The following is a 15,991-nucleotide window of genomic DNA, read 5'->3' as shown; positions in this document are numbered from 1 at the left end:
TGGCAGCCTTCCTGGCTGCACGCTCGCCCCGCCTGACGGGGGGATGTTCGTCTTCCTCCATGTCGGCGGCGATGATCTTGCCTTTGCCCGCGCCCTCCTCGAGGAGGCTCGCGTTTGCGTGCTGCCCGGCTCGGCCTTCGGCGCCGCCGGTCGCGGCCATGTGCGCCTGAGCCTGACGGCGGACGATGCGCGGCTTGCCGAGGGGCTGGCGCGGCTGGCCGGGTTCGTCACTTCCCCGAGGACGCCGCGGCCGTCGGATCCGGTGCGAGGCCGCGGTTCCTGAGGAGGGCGTCGGCGGTCGGCATGCGACCGCGGAAGGCCTTGTAGCTCTCGGCCGGGTCGCGGCTGTTGCCCACAGCCAGGATCTCGCGGCGGAAGCGGTCGGCAACGCTCCGGTCCCAGGGGCCGCCGGCTTCCTTCCAGGCATCGAAGGCGTCCGCCTCCAGCACTTCAGCCCAAGTATAGGCATAGTAGCCGGCCGCATAGCCGCCGCCCTGGAACAGGTGGGTGAAGTGGGCGAGCCGGTGGCGCATGCCGATCGACTCCGGCACGCCGAGCTTCTGCAGCACTTGCGCTTCGAAGGCGCGCGGGTCGAAGTCGGCGGGGATCTCGGTCAGCTGGTGGATTTCCATGTCGACCATGGCCGAGGCGAGCTGCTGGACCGTGAGATACCCCTGGTTAAACGTGCGCGCGGCGAGCACCTTGTCAAGCAGCGCCTTTGGCATGGGTTGCCCGGCGGCGTTGCGGGCGAAGCGGGCGAGGATCTCGGGCTCCGTTACCCAGTGCTCATAGACCTGGCTCGGGAACTCGACGAAGTCGCGGTAGACCGCCGTGCCGGCGAGCGAGGGGTAGCGGGTGTTCGAGAGCAGGCCATGGAGGGCATGGCCGAACTCGTGGAAGAGGGTGTCGGCATCGTCGAGCGAGAGCAGCGCCGGCTGGCCGGCGGCGGGCACCACATAGTTGCAGTTGTTGACAACGATGGGGGTGGTGCCGGTCATTCCGTCCTGGCTGCGGATGGCGTTCATCCAGGCGCCAGGGCGCTTGGTCGGGCGCGTGAACCAGTCGGCATAGAAGAGGCCGATATGGCGGCCATCCGCCTCCTTCACCTCGAACACCCGCACGCCTTCGGCATAGCCCGGGATGTCGGGGCGCTCGGTCACTTTGAGGCCGAACAGCCGCTCGGTCGTCTCCCACAGGGCCTGGACCATGCCCTCGAGCGGGAGATATTGCTTGAGCTCGCCCTCATCGAAGGCGAAGCGCTGGGCTCTCAGCTTCTCGGCATAGAAGCGCCAGTCCCAGGGCTCGATGCGGTTGAGGCCATCTGCTGCCGCGAGTTTCAGGAGGTCAGCTTCTTCGGCGCGGGCGCGCGCGAGCCCCGCATCAAGGACCCGCCGCGAGAGGGCGAGCGCAGCGGCCGGCGTCTTCGCCATGCTGGTCTCGAGCGCATAATCGGCATGGGTTGCATAGCCGAGGAGCTTCGCGCGCTCGAGCCGGAGCGCCAGCATCTCGCGGATGAGGGCGTTGGTATCGTTGGCGTTGCCATTGTCCCCGCGCATGACAAAGGCGCGCCAGACCTTCTCGCGTGCAGCGCGATTGGTGGCAAGGGTCAGGAAAGGTTCGACATCCGAGCGCGTGGAGGCAACGAGAAAGCCTCGCTTGCCCTGGGCCTTGGCAGCGGCTGCAGCTGCGGCCTTCGCATCAGGTGGGAGGCCTTCCATTTCGGCTTCGGTCAGGACGAGGTCGGAGGCCTTCTGGTCGGCGACAAGCTTCTGGGCGAATTCGACGCCAAGCGCGGAAAGCCGCTCGTCGATTTGCGCTATGCGGCGGCGCTCGTCAGCACGGAGTGCGGCACCAGCGCGGATGAAATTGCGGTGGGTGACTTCGAGCAGACGGGCCTGTTCGGGCGTGAGCCTCAGTCGCTTGCGCTGGTCGTGAAGGGTTTTCACGCGCTGCCACAGCCGCTGGTCGAGATAGGTCTCGGAAGTGAAGCGGGCGAGCATCGGCTGGACCTGCTTTTCGATCGCCTGGATTTCGGGCGTGCCGTCTGCGCCTGTGACCGTGAAGAAGACGGCCGTGACGCGGCTCAAGGGGCGGGACGCGCGCTCCATGGCCTCAATGGTGTTGGCGAATGTGGGGCGGGCCCGGCTGTTGGCGATGGCATCGAGCCCTTTCCTCGTTTCCGCCATGGCGGCCTCGATGGCGGGCAGATAATGTTCGGGGCGGATGCGGTCATAGGGCGGAGCGCCGAAGGGAAGCGTCCATTGGCCGAGCAGGGGATTGCTGGCGGCTGCCGCGGTTGCCGTGGTGGCCGGTTCGGCGAGTGCTACGTCGGGGGTCAGCACGAGGGCGAGCGCAAGCGCTGGGGCTGCGACGGATGCGCGCAGGGACATGGGGCCAATTTTCTCCGGCTGGGGAACATGGAGCGCGTCTAGCCAAGGGGATGCAAGGGTGTCGAGGCCTTGGCACTCCAGGAGGTCAAGTGCTGCCACAAATCTTCACCAATTCAGGGTCTTGCCTACACAGCCGTTGTTTGTGAGCATGACGCAAGCATGACAGGACGCGAAGTCCGGCGGAGCGGAGCACCCATTGACGGGAGACGAAAATGACGGGTGTTGGCAAAGGGACGGATGCCGACTTTGTGCGGCGGTGGCAGGGGCAGGGGCTGCTGACGGCGGAAATCGCCTACTGGATGCCCGACCACCCCTCGCTGCTGCAGCAGTTCGTGTGGCAGACGCTGGATGAGGCGCCGCGCTTTCCCGCGCTCAGCCGCTTCCTCGACCATTGGCGGCGCGAAGTGGAGGCAACCATTCACGAGATAAGGATTGCCCATTCCGCGCTGCTCCAGCCAGCAGAAGTGCGGCTGGTGGACGGGATCATCCGCCTGCACTGAGGCCGCTGGAGCCCGCGCGGCTGGCTCTCACTGTGCAATCGCCCGGGGCCTGACAGCGCCCTGACCCTGATGATTGGCGGGCTACAGCCTTTCTCCACGCGCGCAGCCTATGGCCGGCCAGGGGTGGACGGTGCGACAGGATCGGCTGCCCCGGGGTGGGCGGCGCGGTGAAATCGGCCGGCCCGGTCAGGACGGCCGGGCGGCTTTCAGCCGGTAGAAAATGCCGCTCTCATCCTGGCCGGTCAGCTCGAGCACGCCTTCAACGATAATGGCGTTCTCGATGTCAACTGGGAAGGCGGTGTCGGCCTTCACTTCGATGAACTGGGTGGGCCCGGCGTGGAAATGGAAGGGGCAGCCGGGCGGGTAGGCGAGCAGCACGAAATGGCGCTGGCGGGCCGCGTTCTCGAGTGGCAGCATCCAGCCTGCGACCTTCACGCGCTTGCCATTGAGTGCCTTGACTGCGGCCGGGAACACGGGCCGGGCGCGGATATAGCCTTGGGCATCCGTGCGGGTCGTTTCCTTCGTCGACTCGAGCAGCTGCCAGGAAATGCCGCCCTTGGGCGTGGGGGCCGGCTTCCAGATATCCTCAACGGGCGCCCTGCCGCCGTCCTGGAAGGCGGAGGCGGGGGCAGCAGCGGCAAGCAGCAGCCAGACAAAGCGGCGCATGGCGCTTCTATTGGGCCCTGGCGAGCGTTGTCGCAAGATCGGTCCGGAACTGTGCTGCTGCGGGAAGCACGGCGGCAATGGCGCCAAGAAGGAGGGCGCCGGCAAGGATGAGCCCTTCGCCTGGAAGGAAGGCGAGGCCGGTCACGCCAGTTGCAGCGAGCGCCGGGAAGCTCCGGGCGGCGAGCTCGACTGCGAAATGGCCGAGGAGGAGGCCAAGGAGGGCGCCGGCTGCAGCAAGCAACAGGCCTTCCAGAATGACGGTGCCAAAGAGCTGGCCTGGCCGCGCGCCCATGACGCGCAGGAGCGCGAGATCGCCGGCCCGGGCGCGGGCGGCTGCAAGAAGCACCGTGAAGATGGAGAGCGCAGCAGCTGCCGCGACGAGTAGGGCAAGCACGCGGGCACCGGCAATCGCGCCTTCAAACAGGCCGAGGAACCGTGCTGTCTCTTGCGCTGGGACGGCGGCCTGGAGTGCCGTCTCGCGGTTGATTGCAGCCGGCAGGCGGATGGCAGCCGCGGGCGAGGCGTAGGTGACGAGGACCGCGGTGACTTCGGGTTCGAGCGTGGCGCGCCCGGCGAGCGCGGGCGTTGCGGGTTTGCCATGGTCGTGGCCATGGTCGTGGCTGTGCTCGTGATCGTGGGCATGATCCCCGGCGGCCGCCTCGGCGTGGGCGATGCCATGGACGTCCCAGACGCTTTCGACCGAAGTCAGGATGAGCCGGTCGACAACGGTGCCTGTGGGCCCAAGGACCCCAGTGACGGTGAAGGGGGCGTGGGCGTGCGCCATCGCACCATCGGTATCAGCGCCAAGACCATGGCTGCCGAGGAAGCGCTGGCCAAGCCCTGCCCCGGTGCGCCTTGCCACTTCGGCGCCGATGACGGCTTCCATCGATTCCTTCCACAGGCGCCCCTCGGCAAGCCGGCTCCCGTGCAGGTCGAGGAAGGCCGGCTCGGTGCCGACGATCCGGAAGCCGCGGAAATTGTCGCCGAGCGCGAGCGGAATTGCGCGAGCAACGCCAGGATCCGCGCGAAGCATCGCGACCGTCTCGAGCGGCACGTTTCCGGTCGGCTGGTCGAGGTGGAAGACGGCCGAGAGGATGAGCTGGAGCGGCGAGCCCTTGGCGCCGACGACCAAGTCGATGCCGGCGCTATCGCGGGCGAAGCGGTCGGTGACCCGGGCCGAGACGAGGAGGAGCGCGACCAGCGAAGCAACGGCGAGCGCAAGAAGCAAGACATTGAGGAGCGACTGGCCGGCGCGGTCGCGAAGATAGGCGAGCGCAAGCGTCATCATATGGCCGTGTCCGTCGCGATTCGGCCATCGGCTCCGAGCGCAATTGCGCGGGCGAAGTGCGGCTTCAGGCGGGAATCATGCGTCACAACCAGAAGCGCTGCCCCGGCCTCGCGGGCGCAGTCGAGGAGGAGCATTGCCGCGGCGGCTGCGGCGCTGTCATCAAGGGCAGAGGTTGGCTCGTCGGCCAGCAGCAGCTTGGGCTCTGTCACGAGTGCGCGCGCAAGCGCTGCCCGCTGCGCTTCGCCCTGTGAGAGCTCGCGCGGCAGGCGGCCGGCGAGGTGGGCAATGCCGAGGCGCTCAAGGAGGGCGCCCATCCGCGCCGGATCGGCCGGCAGGCCGGCGAGCCGGCGGGCGAGGGCGAGATTGGCGTGGACGGAGAGCGCCGAGACGAGGCGCAGCGACTGGAAGACAATGGCAAGCGTGCGCCGGCGCAGGTTGTCGCGCCCTGTGGCTCCGAGCGCATGCATGGGTTCCCCTGCCAAGAGAATGCTGCCCGACTGCGGCGAGAGCAGGCCTGCGATCAGCTGGACGAGGGTGGACTTGCCCGAGCCGGAGGGCCCGAGAAGCAGACAGGCTTCGCCAGCAGCAAGGGTGAAGCTGAGTGGTCCGACACCGCCGCCGCCCGGGTGGCGGAAGGCGAGATCGGCGACGTCGAGAAGCATGACGGAGGGGATAGGGTATCATCGCGGCCGGTGGCAACTGCAGCGGGTTGCGCGGCGGCAACAGAGGTGGCGCGGCTGCGCGTGCCGGCAGCGGCTGCTCTCGACTTTTGGGCAATCCGTCCTATCCGGTTCAGGTTTGGCCGGGGGTCAGGCATGGAATCCTTGATCGATCGCGTTGTCAATGTGAGCGATTTCATCTGGGGTGGAAGCTGGAACGGCGCCCAGCTGCTGCCGTTTCCGCCCATGGTTGTCATGCTGCTCGGCACCGGCCTCTTCTTCATGGTGGGGCTGCGCTTCTACCCGTTGCGGCGGCTGGGATCGGCCTTTGCAAGCCTCATCGGGCGCGACCGCAAGGGAAGCAGCGAGGGTGGCGAGATCTCGCCCTTTGCCGCGCTTTCGACGGCGCTTTCGGGACAGGTGGGGACAGGCAATCTCGCGGGCGTTGCAACCGCGATTTCGCTCGGCGGGCCGGGGGCCATCTTCTGGATGTGGGTGACAGCGCTCATCGGCATGGCGCTTGCCTTTGCCGAAGGGGCGCTTGCCATCCGCTATCGTGAGCGGACGCCCGAAGGCGCCTACCGCGGCGGGCCGATGAGCTACATCATGATGGGGCTCGGGCCCCGCTGGCGCTGGCTTGCCATCCTGTTCTGTATTGGGGCGCTGTTTTCGGCGCTGGTGACGGGTAATGGCATTCAGGCCAACAGTGTCGCGGATTCGATCAACGCCCTGACCGGCCTCGACGATGCGATCGGTGGTGCGATCGTCGCTGCCCTTGTGTTCATCGTCATCGTCGGAGGGATTAAGTCGATCGGGGCGGTCGCCGAGCGGGTCGTGCCCCTGATGGCAGGCGCCTATATCCTGATGGCGCTGCTTGCCATCCTGCTCGACATCGACTCGGTCCCCGAGACGTTCGCGCGCATCTTCGCTGGCGCCTTCGCGCCTCAGGCGGCCTCAGGCGGCTTCCTGGGGGCGGCCGTCATCCTTGCTATCCGCGCTGGCGTGGCGCGCGGTCTCTTCTCGAACGAGGCCGGGCAGGGTTCCACCCCCATCGCCCATGCCGTCGCCAAGACGGACGACCCCGAAAAACAGGGGCGATTTGCGATGATGGGCACCTTCATCGACACCATCGTCATTTGCACCATGACGGCGCTGGTGCTGCTGACCGTCGAGGGCGAGTTCACCCACCGGCTTGCCGACGGCAGCGTGGCAACGGTGGCGCATGCCTGGCAGTCTGATTTGTCCGGCTTTGCCATGACGTCCGGCGCTTTTGCAGCCGCCTTCCCGTTGCCGATCGCCGGCATCCCGGTGGGCACCCTTGTTGCTTCGGTCGCGCTCATCCTGTTCGTCTTCACAACCCTCCTCACCTGGTCCTACTATGGCGAGCGGGCGATCACCTTCCTCTATGACCAGGTGCCGGGAGCTTCGGCCACAGGGGAGCGAAGGCTGCACTTGTCCTGGCGCATCCTCTGGTGCCTCGTCATCTGGGTCGGCTCGTTCCAGGATTTGACGCTCGTGTGGCGCCTGGGGGACATCGCCAATGCGGCGATGGCGCTTCCCAACCTCGTTGCACTTCTCGCGCTTTCAAGCGTTGTGTTCGCACTCGCCCGGGGCGACCGGCGCGCTGGCCCGGAATATCCGCTAAAGCCAGTCAAATACCGGCTATGACCCCGACTTGAGCCAGGCGGAGGCACGAGGCCGCGCATCTGGCCGGCCAGGCTCAAGAAGCGAATAGATGACCGCATTCTCGGTTACGCGCTGGACATAGGAGCGAGTCTCGGCGATCGGGATGGCCTCGATCCAGTCGATGACGGCCTCGGTCGTCGGCAAGGTTCTTGGGTCACCATTCTGGGCCATGAAGCGGCGGGCATTGCCGATCCCGGCGTTGTAGGCGGCGGCGGCGAGCATCCAGTTGCCGAGATTTTCGCGCCGCAGCCGGAGATAGTCGGTGCCAAGCAGGATATTGTAGGCAGGGTCTGAGAACAGGCGACCGGCGCTGTAGGGAAGCCCGAGCCGCTTGGCGACTTCGGCGGCGGTTGCTGGCATCAGCTGCATAAGGCCGCGGGCGCCAGCCGAGGACAGGGCGAAGCGGTCGAAGCTCGATTCCTGCCTGGCGATGGCGTGGGCATAGATGTAGCTGTCCTGAGGCACGGCGGCGGGAAGCCGAGGCCAGGCGAGGTCGAACAGCGAAAGATCGCCCTGTGGCCGGGCCTCGCGCCAAAGCCAGACGGCAAGATCCGGGCGGCCGAGCCGGAGCCCCAGCTCTGCGGCCGCACGCCGCTCGGCCGGGCTCTTGAGTGCGCTCGACAAGGCCCGCACGAAGGGGGACTGGCGCTCGCCGTCGCCCATGCGGCCGAGGAGGACGAGGGCGCGGGCGAGCGGGAGGGCCTCAACAGCGGCACGCGTTTCCGCCGGGACTGACAGCGGCGCAAGGGCAGGCAGGGCCGGCATGCGGCCAAGCGCCTCGGCGGCGAGCTGACCATAGAAGCTGTCGAAATATTGGGCGGCACGCGTGAAGGCCGCCGTCGCAGCAGCGGCGTTGCCGCGGGCCTTCTCCGCCCGGCCCAGCCAATAGTCGCCGCGCGCACGGCTGATCGGAGTCTGCACCAGCTGGTTGAAGCGTGTGAAATGCTGCACTGCCGCCTCGGGCCGGCCGTTGACCCGGAGCGCGAGAAAGCCTGCGAGCCACTCGGTGTCGGAGAGATCGACTCGCACGCCGAGCGGCTGGGCGCGAGTCTCGGGGCCGATCGGCAAGCCGTGGCCAGCGAGAATCCGCTCGGCGAGCAGAGCCTCGCCGCGGCGCCAGGCGGCTCGGGCAAGCGTGAGGCGGCGCTGCAGCCAGGTGCGCGGTGCGCTGATGGTCGAAGGGTCGACGCGGGCGGCAGCGAGCAGCGCCTCGGCGGAGGCAAGGCCGCGGTTCCGCTCGAGCCAGAGCGCGCGGTCATGGACAAGGCCGGCATTCTCGCGGAACTTTGCCGGCACCGAGGCGGCGCGTGCTTCGGCGTCTGCGGCACCAGTCCGGAGCGCGATCCTTGCCGCCATGAGTGCCCTCTGGTCCTCCTCGAGCAGCGGCAGCATCCGGCTCGCAGCGCTGGTCTGCCCGGCCCAGAGGAGGGCGTCAGTGCGCCGGGCGTGGTCGGCCTGCGTCAGGACGGCGCCGAAGCGGGCGAGCAGGTCGCGCTCGAGCGGTTCGGGCATGCCTGTTGTCACCCAAGCGGCGCGGGCTTGGTCGCGAGCAACGGCCATGCGCTCGGGCTCGGCGGCGAGCAGGAGTGCAAAGCGGGCCCGGCCGGCCGTGCTCTCGGGCTGGACGAGGGCGAAAAAGCGGCGGGCCTCGGGGTCGGGCGTAAGCGTCGGGTCAGAGGCTTGCGCTTCGGCGCGGCGGCGGATGTCCCCATGGTTGGGAAAGCCCGGATTGGCAGCAAGCCAGGCGGCTGTCTCGGCAAGCGGCAGCCGGGTTGCAGCGGTTTTGGCTGGGCGGCGGAGCCAGTCCCAGGTGGCAAGCGCGCCCGCAAGCGGGGTGGGGCCGCCGGAGGGGGGCGCGGGCGCCCCGGCATCGTTGCGGGCGAAGGCGGAGGCAAGCCAGGCCTCCTCGCCCTGCTGGGCGGCAGCGGGTGCAAGCGGGAGGAAGAGCGGGAGCAGGATGGCGAGGGCGGGGAGCAGGTGGGGCATCCATTGCGAAAGCATGGGCGAGGCTTTAGGCGCAGTGAACTGCCTGCGCCACTGCGGGACCTTTGGCCTCATCGGCCGTGCACGGAACGTCTGCCATGCCGCTTATCACTGGTTCCATTCCCGCCCTTGTCACGCCGTTCCGGGATGGGCGCGTGGACAAGGATGCGCTTTTCGAGCTGGTCGAGTGGCAGATCGCCGAGGGCTCGGCGGGGCTGGTGCCCTGCGGCACCACGGGTGAGGCGGCGACGCTTTCTATCGCCGAGCATGACGAGGTGGTGGCACTGACGGTTGCAGCAGCGCGCGGGCGGGTGCCCGTGATTGCCGGCTGCGGCTCCAACGATACGGCAGTTGCCATCCACCATATCGAGCGGGCGGCAGCTGCAGGCGCGGATGCAGCGCTTATCGTCTGCCCCTATTACAACCGCCCCGGCCAGCGCGGCCTTCTGCTCCACTTCCGCGCGGTTGCCGAGGCGAGTGCCTTGCCGATTCTCGTCTACAACATCCCGGGGCGGACCGGCATCGACATGGCGAGCGAGACGCTGGCCGAGCTTGCCACCCACCCGCGCATCATCGGGGTCAAGGAATCAACGGGGGATATCAATCGAGTCTCGGAGATCCGCGCCCTGTGCGGCCCGGACTTCCTCATCCTTTCCGGGAATGATTACATGACGCTTGGGATCATCGCCCATGGTGGCCATGGCGCCATTTCGGTCACGGCCAATGTCGCCCCTCGGCTGAATGCAGCGCAAGTGAAGGCAGCGCTCGACGGCGATTTCGCAACGGCACTTGCACTGCAGGACCAGCTGTGGCCGCTGCACCAGGCCCTCTTCACAGACCCGTCGCCGGGGCCAGTCAAATATGCGCTTTCGCTGGTGCGGGGGATGTCTCCCGATGTACGGCTGCCAGTCCCCGCGCCGGGACCGGCCTCGCGCGCGGCCGTCGATGCCGCGCTTGCCCACGCCGGGATCGCGCCCTGAGATGACGCGCCCCAAGCCGGCTGCGACCAAGATCCGGGTGGCTGCCGAGAACCGCAAGGCCGCCCATGACTATTTCCTCGAGGAGCATTTCGAGGCCGGGATCGTGCTCACTGGCACGGAAGTGAAGTCGCTTCGCGCTGGCCAGGCGACGATTGCCGAAAGCTATGCCGAAGTGACGGGAGACGAGGCCTGGCTCATCAACGCCAACATCCCCGAATGGAGCCATGGCAACCGCTTCAACCATGAGCCGCGCCGGCCGAGGAAGCTGCTGCTCCACGCCCGCGAGATCGCGAAGCTGCATGGCGCGGTTGCCCGCGAGGGGCGGACGCTGGTGCCGCTTTCCATCTATTTCAACGATCGCGGCCGGGCCAAGGTTGAGCTGGCACTGGCGAAGGGCAAGAAGCTCCACGACAAGCGCGAGGCAGTGCGCGACCGCGACTGGGCGCGCGAAAAGGCGCGCCTGCTGCGCGACAAGGGCTGAGACAGAGCTCCGGCATAGGCCATGCCCGGGGGGGCCTTTTCGCGCTTCTCCCGAAGGACTATCTGGGCGCGTGATGGAGTGGCTGCGCAGACACTTGCCCACCCGCGAGGCGCTGGAGGCGAACCGCTGGCTTCGCCCCTTCGCCCACAAGCTGACAAGCCCGCTGGTGTGGCGATTCAACCGCCGCGGCGTGGCGCGCGGGCTTGCGCTCGGGCTGTTCGCGGCCTTCGCCATCCCGATCGCCCAAACGCCCTTTGCCGCGGCCTTTGCTTTTGGCGTGCGGGCCAATCTTCCTGTCGCCGCACTCTCGACGCTGGTGACCAACCCCATCACCTTTCCGGTTGTCTATGTCGCGGCCTACCAGGCGGGCGCCAGGCTGCTCGATTTCCGCGCTCGTGCTGACCGGGTGCTGGGGGCAACCGACAATCCCGTCGACCGCTGGCTGACCCAGGGGATCGAGATGGTGGGGACGACCTATCTCGGCCTCATCCTGTTTGCCATTGCGGCCGGGGGGTTGGGCTATCTCGCCGGGCAGCTTGGCTGGCGGCTGTGGGTGGCGCGGCGGTGGCAGCGGCGCCGGCTGTTCCGGCGGCAGCGGCAGGCGGCCGAACCGGCATGAGCGACGACGGCCGGCGGGCGAAGCTGGTTGCCGCCAAAGAGGCCTGGGCGCGCGCCGGGCGGCTTTTGACCGGGCGGCCTGATCCCGACAAGGCCCTGCGGCTCCCGCCCGGGCAACGGCTGGTCGAAAGCTGGCCGGTGCTTGACCTTGGGGTTCAGCCCCACGTGCCGCTCGCCGACTGGCGGCTCCAGATCGACGGGGAAGTGGTGAACCCGGTGACACTCGACTGGGACGGTTTCCGCGCCCTGCCGCAAATAGAAGACATGTCCGACATCCACTGCGTGACCCAGTGGAGCCGCTATGACAACCGCTGGACGGGAGTTGCGACCTCCGTCATCCTCGATCTCGTGCAACCGCTGCCTGTGGCGAGGCATGTCATCCTCCACAGCTATGATGGCTACACCACCAATCTCTGCCTCGACCATTTTGCCGAGGATGGCTGTCTTCTCGCGCATGCCCATGATGGGGTGCCGCTTGCACGCGAACATGGCGGGCCCGTGCGCGCGGTCATCCCGCGCTTCTATTTCTGGAAGAGCGCGAAGTGGCTTAAGCGAATCGAGATTGTGGCCGTTGACAAGCCGGGCTTCTGGGAAGTGCGCGGCTATCACAATGTCGGAGACCCCTGGACCGAGCAACGCTACGGCTGAAGCGCTGCCGTCAGTTGCAGGCAGCGCCAGGGTGCGCGGCGGAGGGAAGGGGAGGAACGGGCGCCAGTTGCCGCCGGGCCTGCGCGGGCAGGAGCCGCTGCAAATGCAGGGCGTCGGCTTGCTCGCTGCCGGGCTTGCCCATGATCTCAACACCATGCTCGGCGGGATTCTGGCGGCGGCCGAGCTTCTGAGTGCACGGGTTCCACCCGATGGCGACCTGGCCCAGGATCTCGGGGCGATTATCAGCCAGGCGGAGCGGGCCGGGGCCCTCATCCGCAAGCTTCTTGCCTTCTCACGCCAGGAACAGCTGCGGCCATCGCGCATCGATCTTGCGCGCCTTCTTGCGCAGATGGAGCCCGTGCTGCGGGCGCTGCTCGGCCGGCACATTGGCCTGTCGCTTCAAAGCCGGCGCGGCACAACCGTCGATGCCGATCCGCAGGCGCTCGAGCGGGTGGTGATGAACCTGGTTGCCAACGCCCGCGATGCGATCGGCAGCCAGCCGGGGCATGTCACGATCGGGCTTGCGTGCGTCAGTCATGCCGATCTTCCCCATGATGCAAAGCGCTTCATGCCAGAAAGGGCTTATGCTGCGCTTTCGGTGACCGATGATGGCCCGGGCGTCCCTCCGGCACTCAGGGCCCGGATCTTCGAGCCCTATTTCACCACCAAGGGCGAGGGCGCGGGAACTGGGCTCGGCCTGCCGACGGCCTATGGCCTTATCAAACAGTCGGGCGGGTTTCTCCTGCTCGATGATGCGCCCCGCCGCGGCGCCCGCTTTACCATCTATCTGCCGGTGGCGCGCAATGAATCTGACCACGCTGCGCCTTCCGGGCAGCCCCTGCTCCTGCTCGCTGAGGACGAGGAGCTGCTGCGCAGCTGTGCCCGGCGGGGCCTCGAGCAGGCTGGCTATGACGTGATTGCGGTTGCAGACGGGGCACAGGCGGAAGCAGCCTTTGCTGCCAACCCTGCGATCTGTGCTCTTGTATCCGATGTGCGAATGCCAGGAGTGGATGGAGTTGAGCTTGCCCGCCGCCTGCGGGCCCGGCGGCCAGGTCTTCCCGTGCTGCTGGTATCTGGCTATGCCGACGCGAGTGCCCGCGAAGCGCTCGGCGGGCTCGATGTGGCCTTTCTTGCCAAGCCCTTTCGCCTGGCGGACCTCGAGCGGTCGGTCGCAGCGCTCGTCTAGCGAGGCTTGCTGCGCGGGGGCCTTTTCTTTCCTGCTTTGTTCCGTTACGCCTGCAGTCCGGGTCGAGACGCGCTGGTGGGGACGCAGATGGAACGGGAAAAGGCGCTGGAAGCGGCGCTCGCGCAGATCGACCGGGCATTCGGCAAGGGCTCGGCAATGCGGCTGGGCAGCCGCGAGACGCTCGAGATCGAGGCAATCTCAACGGGCTCGCTTGGCCTTGACATTGCGCTCGGGATCGGTGGGCTGCCGCGCGGCCGGGTGGTTGAGATCTACGGGCCCGAGAGCTCGGGCAAGACGACGCTTGCGCTGCATGTGATTGCCGAAGCCCAGAAGGCAGGCGGCACGGCGGCGTTCGTCGATGCCGAGCATGCGCTCGACCCCATCTACGCCAAGAAGCTTGGAGTTGACACGGACAATCTCATCGTCTCCCAGCCTGATACGGGCGAGCAGGCGCTCGAGATCGTCGATACGCTGGTGCGCTCGAACGCCATTGATGTGCTCGTGGTCGACTCGGTTGCAGCCCTTGTGCCGCGCGCCGAGATCGAGGGCGAGATGGGGGACAGCCATGTCGGGCTGCAGGCCCGCCTGATGAGCCAGGCCTTGCGGAAACTGACGGGCTCGATCTCGCGCAGCCGCTCGATCGTCATCTTCATCAACCAGGTGCGGATGAAGATCGGGGTGATGTATGGCAACCCCGAGACGACGACTGGCGGCAATGCCCTCAAATTTTACGCCAGCGTCCGGCTCGACATTCGCCGCACCGGCCAGATCAAGGACAGGGACGAGATCGTTGGCAACACAACGCGGGTAAAGGTGGTCAAGAACAAAGTGGCACCACCGTTCCGGCAGGTCGAATTCGACATCATGTACGGGAGCGGGATCAGCAAGGTGGGGGAAATTCTCGACCTTGGTGTCAGGGCCGGTATTATTGAGAAGTCCGGTGCCTGGTTCTCCCACGATTCAGTCCGCATCGGCCAGGGCCGCGAGAATGCCAAAGCCTATCTTGCCGACCACCCGGAGGTTGCCGCCCGCATCGAGGCGGCAATCCGCGCCAATGCCGGAGGGGTTTCAGACGCGCTCATGGCCGGCCCGGATGCAGTGGATGAAATGCAGGATGCGGTCTGAGCTGGGCTTCTCGGCCTTCGCCAATCTTCGGTAGCTTTTTCGTCATCATTCTGATATGCAGCTCAGGCCTCGATGCCGCCTGTGCGCATGCAAGGCGAGAGCGGTGCGGCGGTCGAGGAGTCCAGACCGGGTGCGCCCGGTGAACCGTGGAGAATGACAGAATCGGGACGTCGCGGTTCGCGCCAACGGGAACATGAGCGGCGGGGCTGACCCCGTGTGAGTCCTCCCCCGGGAGGGCGCGGTGGCAGCGACGGCCTCACTTCCAGAAGAAAGGACGAACATGGCTGCAGCAAGGTCGCTCGGGTTCCAGGTTGGGGACATGGTCGTGTATCCCAAGCATGGCGTGGGGAGAGTCATCGAAGTCCAGACCAGCGAGATCGCGGGCGCGAAGCTCGAGCTTTATGTGCTGCGGTTCGACAAGGAACGGATGACCCTCAAGGTTCCCGTGAACAAGGTGGAGACCGTCGGGATGCGCAAGCTCTCCTCGGAAGCCACGCTCATGACCGCCTTCCAGACGCTGAAGGGCAAGCCCCGCATCCGCCGCATCATGTGGTCGCGCCGGGCCCAGGAATATGAAGCCAAGATCAACTCCGGCGACCTTGTCTCGATCGCTGAGGTGGTGCGCGATCTCCACCGCGCCGAGGACCAGCCCGAGCAGAGCTACTCGGAACGGCAGATCTACGAGGCCGCGATCTCGCGCCTGGCGCGCGAGCTCGCTGCGATGAAGAACATCGACGAGCCGGCCGCGCAGAAGGAAATCGAGCAGGTGCTGAAAGCCGCCTAAGGCGGCCTGCGGCAAGCCGGCCCTTGGTGCGCAGGTTCAAGAGGGGCAACGCGCGCAGGCGAAGTTCGCCGGCGCGCGCCTTCGCCCGCCGGCGGGCCGCCGGCGCCTTCTGGTGGGCTGCTGGCGCCCGCCCTCAAATGAGGCGGATCTCGCGCAGCCGTTCCAGGAGATAGTCGTTGGCGGTGATCGGCGGCATTTCCGGGTTGGGCAGCAGCGGCTCGATCCGCCAGTCTGGCCGGAAATGGAGGAAGAAGGGCGTGGAATAGCGCGACAGGTGGCGCCGCTCGGGCGCGGGGTTGACGACCCGGTGGGTGGTGGAAGGCAGAAGACCACCGGTCTGGCGGGCCAGCATGTCGCCGACATTGACGACGAGCGTGCCTTCCGGAGCAGTCACATCCAGCCATTCGCCCTGGCGTGTCAAGAGCTGGAGGCCGGCTTCCTCGGCGCCAAGCAGGAGGGTGATGACATTGATGTCCTCGTGCGCGCCGGCGCGCAGGTTGGGTGCATCCTCAGGCACGGGCGGATAGTGGAGAAAGCGCAGCACGCTGTTCCCCTCCCGCACCGGGTCATCGAAAAAGTCGGGCGCCTGGCCCAGGTAGACGGCAATGGCGCGAAGGATCTTGAGGCCGGCGGCCTCAAGCGCTGCGAACAGTGCAAGTGCGCTTGTCCGGAAGCCTGGCTGGCCTTCTGGCCAGACATTGGGCGGCATGAAGGGCTGGTAGCGGTGGCCTTCCGGCAGCTCCCGGCCGATGTGGTAGAATTCCTTCAGGTCGAAGAGATCGCTGCCTTTTGCAGTCTCGATGCCAAAGGGCGTGTAGCCGCGCGCACCACCCTGGCCTTGCACATGGGCTGCCATCTTGCGCTCAACTGGCCGGGCGAAGAAGGCGCGGGCCTCGCTTAGCGCTTGCGCGATGAGCTCTGGTGCGATGCCATGGCCCTCGACGATGGCAAAACCGGTTTCCGTGAAGCTCTCACCGAGCCGGCGCGCGGCTTCACC

At 67.2% G+C, this 15,991-nt stretch carries 16 protein-coding genes; 10 read left to right on the top strand and 6 right to left on the bottom strand.

The window, feature by feature from the left end; genetic code table 11:
- On the top strand, nucleotides 1–283 hold a 283-nt coding region (locus ACWIQA_RS07120; RefSeq protein ID WP_448582376.1), incomplete at its 5' end, for an aminotransferase class I/II-fold pyridoxal phosphate-dependent enzyme.
- Here the strand turns inward: ACWIQA_RS07120 and ACWIQA_RS07115 are convergent.
- The gene (locus tag ACWIQA_RS07115) at nucleotides 228–2,390 is read right to left on the bottom strand and encodes a M3 family metallopeptidase (protein ID WP_448582375.1); all 2,163 of its coding nucleotides are present in this window, start codon (nucleotides 2,388–2,390) and stop codon (nucleotides 228–230) included. The two genes, ACWIQA_RS07120 and ACWIQA_RS07115, sit on opposite strands and share 56 nt — an antisense overlap.
- 212 nt (nucleotides 2,391–2,602) lie before the next feature.
- On the opposite strand from ACWIQA_RS07115, the gene ACWIQA_RS07110 reads away from it, so the two are divergent.
- Nucleotides 2,603–2,890, top strand: coding sequence for a protein usg (locus tag ACWIQA_RS07110; RefSeq protein WP_448582374.1), 288 nt, complete (start codon nucleotides 2,603–2,605; stop codon nucleotides 2,888–2,890).
- A 186-nt stretch (nucleotides 2,891–3,076) separates the two neighbouring features.
- Here the strand turns inward: ACWIQA_RS07110 and ACWIQA_RS07105 are convergent, their stop codons facing one another.
- The 3 genes from ACWIQA_RS07105 to ACWIQA_RS07095 are packed head-to-tail and all read right to left on the bottom strand — an operon-like array spanning nucleotide 3,077 to nucleotide 5,506.
- Entirely contained in the window at nucleotides 3,077–3,556 is a 480-nt protein-coding gene (locus ACWIQA_RS07105; RefSeq protein WP_448582373.1) for a DUF3299 domain-containing protein, read from the bottom strand.
- Between the two features lie 7 nt (nucleotides 3,557–3,563).
- Entirely contained in the window at nucleotides 3,564–4,844 is a 1,281-nt protein-coding gene (locus ACWIQA_RS07100) for an ABC transporter permease (protein WP_448582372.1), read from the bottom strand.
- Nucleotides 4,841–5,506, bottom strand: coding sequence for an ATP-binding cassette domain-containing protein (locus ACWIQA_RS07095; protein WP_448582371.1), 666 nt, complete (start codon nucleotides 5,504–5,506; stop codon nucleotides 4,841–4,843). The genes ACWIQA_RS07100 and ACWIQA_RS07095 overlap by 4 nt, the downstream gene beginning before the upstream one ends.
- A 153-nt stretch (nucleotides 5,507–5,659) precedes the next feature.
- Here ACWIQA_RS07095 and ACWIQA_RS07090 point away from each other — a divergent pair, with 153 nt between their 5' ends.
- Nucleotides 5,660–7,171 carry an alanine/glycine:cation symporter family protein gene (locus tag ACWIQA_RS07090; protein WP_448582370.1) on the top strand — a complete coding sequence of 504 codons (1,512 nt, stop codon included), beginning with the start codon at nucleotides 5,660–5,662 and terminating at the stop codon, nucleotides 7,169–7,171.
- On the opposite strand, the gene ACWIQA_RS07085 is transcribed toward ACWIQA_RS07090, so the two are convergent.
- Nucleotides 7,166–9,175, bottom strand: a complete 2,010-nt coding sequence (locus ACWIQA_RS07085) for a transglycosylase SLT domain-containing protein (RefSeq protein WP_448582369.1) — start codon at nucleotides 9,173–9,175, stop codon at nucleotides 7,166–7,168. The genes ACWIQA_RS07090 and ACWIQA_RS07085 overlap by 6 nt on opposite strands.
- Nucleotides 9,176–9,270: 95 nt before the next feature.
- Between ACWIQA_RS07085 and dapA the strand changes: the two genes are divergently transcribed.
- The 7 genes from dapA (at nucleotide 9,271) to ACWIQA_RS07050 (ending at nucleotide 14,994) form a co-directional block, all read left to right on the top strand.
- Entirely contained in the window at nucleotides 9,271–10,152 is an 882-nt protein-coding gene (dapA, locus tag ACWIQA_RS07080) for a 4-hydroxy-tetrahydrodipicolinate synthase (protein ID WP_448582368.1), read from the top strand.
- A gap of 1 nt (nucleotide 10,153) precedes the next feature.
- A complete protein-coding gene (smpB, locus tag ACWIQA_RS07075) occupies nucleotides 10,154–10,633 on the top strand; it encodes an SsrA-binding protein SmpB (RefSeq protein ID WP_448582367.1) in 480 nt (159 codons plus the stop codon).
- 73 nt (nucleotides 10,634–10,706) lie between these two features.
- Complete coding sequence (locus ACWIQA_RS07070; RefSeq protein WP_448582377.1) at nucleotides 10,707–11,252, top strand: DUF2062 domain-containing protein; 546 nt, start codon at nucleotides 10,707–10,709, stop codon at nucleotides 11,250–11,252.
- Nucleotides 11,249–11,899, top strand: a complete 651-nt coding sequence (locus ACWIQA_RS07065) for a sulfite oxidase-like oxidoreductase (RefSeq protein ID WP_448582366.1) — start codon at nucleotides 11,249–11,251, stop codon at nucleotides 11,897–11,899. Before ACWIQA_RS07070 ends, ACWIQA_RS07065 begins: the two co-directional genes overlap by 4 nt.
- Nucleotides 11,900–12,002: 103 nt before the next feature.
- Nucleotides 12,003–13,085 (top strand): ATP-binding protein, encoded by a 1,083-nt coding sequence (locus ACWIQA_RS07060; RefSeq protein ID WP_448582365.1) that lies wholly within the window; start codon nucleotides 12,003–12,005, stop codon nucleotides 13,083–13,085.
- Between the two features lie 87 nt (nucleotides 13,086–13,172).
- Nucleotides 13,173–14,210 carry a recombinase RecA gene (gene recA, locus ACWIQA_RS07055; protein ID WP_448582364.1) on the top strand — a complete coding sequence of 346 codons (1,038 nt, stop codon included), beginning with the start codon at nucleotides 13,173–13,175 and terminating at the stop codon, nucleotides 14,208–14,210.
- A gap of 280 nt (nucleotides 14,211–14,490) precedes the next feature.
- Entirely contained in the window at nucleotides 14,491–14,994 is a 504-nt protein-coding gene (locus tag ACWIQA_RS07050; protein WP_448582363.1) for a CarD family transcriptional regulator, read from the top strand.
- A gap of 133 nt (nucleotides 14,995–15,127) precedes the next feature.
- On the opposite strand, the gene ACWIQA_RS07045 is transcribed toward ACWIQA_RS07050, so the two are convergent.
- Nucleotides 15,128–15,991, bottom strand: an 864-nt coding sequence (locus ACWIQA_RS07045) for an isopenicillin N synthase family dioxygenase (RefSeq protein WP_448582362.1), incomplete at its 5' end; no start/stop codon positions are given.

The sequence above is a fragment of the Thermaurantiacus sp. genome (assembly GCF_053487655.1).
This window is presented reverse-complemented; position numbering and strand designations above follow the sequence as displayed.

Bases quoted from the DNA above. Each gene is read 5' to 3' on its own strand.
- ACWIQA_RS07065 (WP_448582366.1), top strand. From the start codon at position 11,249: ATGAGCGACGACGGCCGGCGGGCGAAGCTGGTTGCCGCCAAAGAGGCC.
- recA (WP_448582364.1), top strand. From the start codon at position 13,173: ATGGAACGGGAAAAGGCGCTGGAAGCGGCGCTCGCGCAGATCGACCGG.
- ACWIQA_RS07115 (WP_448582375.1), bottom strand. From the start codon at position 2,390: ATGTCCCTGCGCGCATCCGTCGCAGCCCCAGCGCTTGCGCTCGCCCTC.
- ACWIQA_RS07070 (WP_448582377.1), top strand. From the start codon at position 10,707: ATGGAGTGGCTGCGCAGACACTTGCCCACCCGCGAGGCGCTGGAGGCG.
- smpB (WP_448582367.1), top strand. From the start codon at position 10,154: ATGACGCGCCCCAAGCCGGCTGCGACCAAGATCCGGGTGGCTGCCGAG.
- dapA (WP_448582368.1), top strand. From the start codon at position 9,271: ATGCCGCTTATCACTGGTTCCATTCCCGCCCTTGTCACGCCGTTCCGG.
- ACWIQA_RS07095 (WP_448582371.1), bottom strand. From the start codon at position 5,506: ATGCTTCTCGACGTCGCCGATCTCGCCTTCCGCCACCCGGGCGGCGGC.
- ACWIQA_RS07090 (WP_448582370.1), top strand. From the start codon at position 5,660: ATGGAATCCTTGATCGATCGCGTTGTCAATGTGAGCGATTTCATCTGG.
- ACWIQA_RS07050 (WP_448582363.1), top strand. From the start codon at position 14,491: ATGGCTGCAGCAAGGTCGCTCGGGTTCCAGGTTGGGGACATGGTCGTG.
- ACWIQA_RS07110 (WP_448582374.1), top strand. From the start codon at position 2,603: ATGACGGGTGTTGGCAAAGGGACGGATGCCGACTTTGTGCGGCGGTGG.
- ACWIQA_RS07105 (WP_448582373.1), bottom strand. From the start codon at position 3,556: ATGCGCCGCTTTGTCTGGCTGCTGCTTGCCGCTGCTGCCCCCGCCTCC.
- ACWIQA_RS07085 (WP_448582369.1), bottom strand. From the start codon at position 9,175: ATGCCCCACCTGCTCCCCGCCCTCGCCATCCTGCTCCCGCTCTTCCTC.
- ACWIQA_RS07060 (WP_448582365.1), top strand. From the start codon at position 12,003: ATGCAGGGCGTCGGCTTGCTCGCTGCCGGGCTTGCCCATGATCTCAAC.
- ACWIQA_RS07100 (WP_448582372.1), bottom strand. From the start codon at position 4,844: ATGATGACGCTTGCGCTCGCCTATCTTCGCGACCGCGCCGGCCAGTCG.